4 protein-coding genes are annotated in these 3,595 nt (G+C 65.8%); all 4 read right to left on the reverse strand.

The window, feature by feature from the left end; translation table 11 throughout:
• On the reverse strand, nt 1–194 hold a 194-nt coding region (locus ACFWF3_RS28410; protein ID WP_379316541.1), incomplete at its 3' end, for a helix-turn-helix domain-containing protein.
• A 199-nt stretch (nt 195–393) separates the two neighbouring features.
• Nucleotides 394–1,368, reverse strand: coding sequence for a helix-turn-helix domain-containing protein (locus ACFWF3_RS28415; protein WP_379316543.1), 975 nt, complete (start codon nt 1,366–1,368; stop codon nt 394–396).
• A gap of 158 nt (nt 1,369–1,526) precedes the next feature.
• Nucleotides 1,527–2,159 (reverse strand): GNAT family N-acetyltransferase, encoded by a 633-nt coding sequence (locus ACFWF3_RS28420; RefSeq protein ID WP_378988837.1) that lies wholly within the window; start codon nt 2,157–2,159, stop codon nt 1,527–1,529.
• Nucleotides 2,156–3,334, reverse strand: coding sequence for a ThiF family adenylyltransferase (locus ACFWF3_RS28425; RefSeq protein WP_379316545.1), 1,179 nt, complete (start codon nt 3,332–3,334; stop codon nt 2,156–2,158). The genes ACFWF3_RS28420 and ACFWF3_RS28425 overlap by 4 nt, the downstream gene beginning before the upstream one ends.
• Nucleotides 3,335–3,595 lie beyond the last annotated feature (261 nt).

Below are 3,595 nucleotides of genomic sequence, written 5' to 3' on the forward strand. Positions count from 1 at the left end.
CCGACCGAGTTGTCGAGACGCACCCCCAGAACTCTCGACAACTCGCCGACATTGTCGGCACTGGGTGTCACCACATCGCGCTCCCACCGGCTGATCTGGTTTCCGTCCGCGATTCCGATCCAGTCGGCCAACTCCGCCTGGGTGAACCCGGAGGCCATCCTTGCCGCCCGAATCGCTTTGCCGATCGTGGACATGGTCTCCCCTTTCTCTCGATGCCCTCAGCGCGGACCGCATCGGCGCGGGTGCCCGTCGGCGAACCCTCGTACTCCTGATACGGTCTCGCGCAGCCACATTCGAAAGGTATCGGCGAATCGGCCTGCGAAGGAGGCTGTGACTGCACGGCAACTAACTGTGCACGCACAAACGTGCGTGCATCCGGGCGCGGAACTCCGGCTACTTCGGTGGGTTGCCCACATCGGTGGCGCTGCGGCGCCAGTCACGGGGCGTCATCCCGAATGCCTCGCGGAATCGCCGGGCGAAGTGGGCGGCGTCGCGGAAACCCACGGCGCCGGCCACAGACGTGATGGACCGGTGCGCATAGCCTCTGTCGATCAGCATGTCGCGGCCCCGGACCAGGCGTTGTTCGATGATCCACTGCTCGAGGCTGATACCCGACTGTGCGCAGACTTTGTACAGGTGGCGCACAGAGATGTTGTTGCCGGCGGCGATATCGGGGATCTTCAAGTCCGAATCCGACAGGTGGGTCCGCACATACCCGAGGATCTGCTCGATCAGCAGCTGCTCCGGGATGGCGGCGCCGTCACCCGGCCCCCGGCCGGCCGCCGAGATCAGTAGCGCCCGAACCATTTCCAGACACGACTCACCCACGGAAGCAGCGGCCGGATCCGCTTCGAGCTGGTCGGCGATCCCGACCAGATGCTGGATCTGCGCCGTGACCATCGGGTACAGCGGCGACGCCGCCAGTCGCCCGTGCGCCGCGACGACCGTTTCCGCGGAAATGCCGAGGCGCTCCCTGGACAGCTGCAGGCACAGCGTTCCGCCGAGACCGTGCCAGCCGGAGGCGAACGTCGTGGCCAGGTCGATCACTTCGCAGGCGCCGGGCTCGATCAGCGTTTGCGCACCGAACTGTTCGTGCCTGCGAACCTGTCCGTTCTGCACGGTCACCGTCAGGGTGTCGCTGGGCGTGGTTCGCTCATGCCGACTGGTTCGGCAGACCTGATGACCGGATACCTCCGAGCGAGTGAGCGCGATCGGACCCAGCATCCAGGCCTGGTGACGGCTGACCACTTCGGCCGGCGAATCCCACATCTGCAGGGTGGCCCCGATATCGGCTTCCTGCAGGATTGCGGTGACCGCCTCCCGCCGGTCCGCCGGCGTGAAGTAGTCGGAGTCGATCAGCACTGCCATTTGTGATCTCTACTTCGGATTCTCGTCGGCGGTGGTGTCCCTCCCATCGCCGGCCGCTGCGCGTATTCGGGTGGTGGCAATTCGGGGGCCTGTAGTCGGCGATGCTATCGCGCCGTGGCGCGCCCGGAGCCCGATTCGGCAGGGTTGCCGCACCGACTTCACCGGCCCACAGTGGCGTGTTCCCTTGCCGTGGTAGGCCGTAACGCCAGGATTCGACGTTCGGCAGGTGTCGCCGTCGCAGCCCATTCCGGCCGTATAGCCGCATAGATGCACACGTCGCGCCACCGACCCTGGGTTCGGTACAGCTGGCGCAGCCGCGCCTCCGGCGTCAAGCCCACTCCCGACATCACCGTGTCCATCACCGGATGATCGTGGCGGTGCCCGGCCCATACTCGGTGAATCCCGAGCGGCCCGAAGGCGAATGCCGCCAACAGCCGCCCCGCCTCGATACCGCCCGCGCGCAGCGCCCCCTCCGGAACCACGACCAGACCGCCGATCATCGCGTTGCTGCCGAAATCCTCCACCAGCAGGCCGATGGTGCCGACCATGGTGTCCTCACCCGGCGCCGTGATCGCCAATGTGTACTTGCGCCGCGGAGTCTCGCCTCGGGAACGCAGGGCGGCGTCGAACGACGTCGCGGCCGCCCGCACGCCCATGCTGTCGGTGCCCATATATCGGGTCAGGTGCGGGTCGGTGAAGATCCGCTGATAAACGCCCAGATCACCGGCACGGAGATCACGCAACCGCAGCCGCGGACCGACCAGTTCCACATTGCGCAGATCGATCGTCAACGGACTTCCTCCATCACCCGCACGAATGCCGGAGCGATCTGTGGGCCTACCGCGGGGATCAGCTCGTCGAGGTCGATATAGGTTCGCCCCGACGGGATCAGCTCGCCGAGCAGGATCCGGCGAGCCGTGTCCGCCACCAAGGCGCCGCCGAGCATCACCCCGGAGGCGAGCTGCGGCCAGCTGCACAGGCTTCGGCCGATCTCACCGACAGCGTCGCGCATCGCCGGACTCAGCCGCGGCTCGTCGACCACTGCCAGCAGAAGAGCCAGCAGCTCGCCCCGGTTCATCCCTGCGACATCGGATGAGGTCGACCCACCGATGCGGCCGTGGAACAGCGGGCGATGGGGTTCGCGATCGAAACGCTCCACATCCAGCAAGCCGCGATCGTTGGTGTCCATCAGTACCGGGATCTCTCGGCGCCGCGCGTACTCACGGGCAGCGACTTTCGCCCATACCGTGTCGCATTCCTCCACCAGCAGATCCAGCGGACGGGTGCCCTCCACTCCGTCGAAGAACGGCCCGATCGATTCCTCGGTCAACCCGTCCGTGAACACCTCGATATCGAGATAGGGGTCGATCTCGAACATCTGACGCGCCGCCAGCACGGCCTTGGAGACCCCGAGATCGCCCACCCCGGCCCGCAGCCGGTTCAGATTCGACAGCCCGACGGTGTCGAAGTCGGCCAATCGGAACGATCCGCCGACCCCTTCCATCGCCAGCGTCACAGCCGCGCTGTTGCCCACCGACAGCCCGATCACACCGATTCGGCGCTCGCGCAGGACTCGCTGCTGCACTCGGTCGATCTTGTTGCGATTCCGATCTGTCCGCACCCGCTGGAAAACCTTGCGCGGCAGCACATGTACCAACCTGCCGTTCCACGGATAGAACACCCACGTCCCCCACTGCCACAACGGAGTCCCGTCACAGATCCGACGACGGGACGCCACCAGTGAGTCGGTCGACTGCGCGACCGCAGGGTCCTCGCAGCGGATCAGTTCGTCGAGCTGATCTTCGATCGTGTCGTGCACCGCACTGACCGAACCCGACGCTGTCAGCGCTTCGAGATCACGCAGCCCTTCCGGGCTCGATGCATCGAGCAGCTCGGGACGGAAATGCGACGTCGCGGCGCCGGGCGTGAGTGCCGCCGGACGCGGAACCGAGCGATGCCAAACCATGTGTGCACAAACCTCCGACCCTCATGAGGCGAACGGCCACCCGCTCGCCTCTGTCGACCAGGACGCGCAAAGGATACACACAGCACACCTTCAGCAAACCGACCTTCGGTCCACCGGCATGGCGCGACAATACCTCCGACAAACTGGGACTATGACCAAGAGAGTCGGCACGAAAGGCGACCCGTTCCACCACTCTTTCCCACTATCGCAATAATCCCGCAAGCATCGATTCCAGGGCCTCGGGCGCCGACAACCGCACAC

It is taken from the genome of Nocardia sp. NPDC060220, from assembly GCF_042727815.1.
Lineage (GTDB): Bacteria > Actinomycetota > Actinomycetes > Mycobacteriales > Mycobacteriaceae > Nocardia.

Coding starts and splice junctions, on each gene's coding strand:
- ACFWF3_RS28415 (WP_379316543.1), bottom strand. CDS start 1,368: ATGGCAGTGCTGATCGACTCCGACTACTTCACGCCGGCGGACCGGCGG.
- ACFWF3_RS28425 (WP_379316545.1), bottom strand. CDS start 3,334: ATGGTTTGGCATCGCTCGGTTCCGCGTCCGGCGGCACTCACGCCCGGC.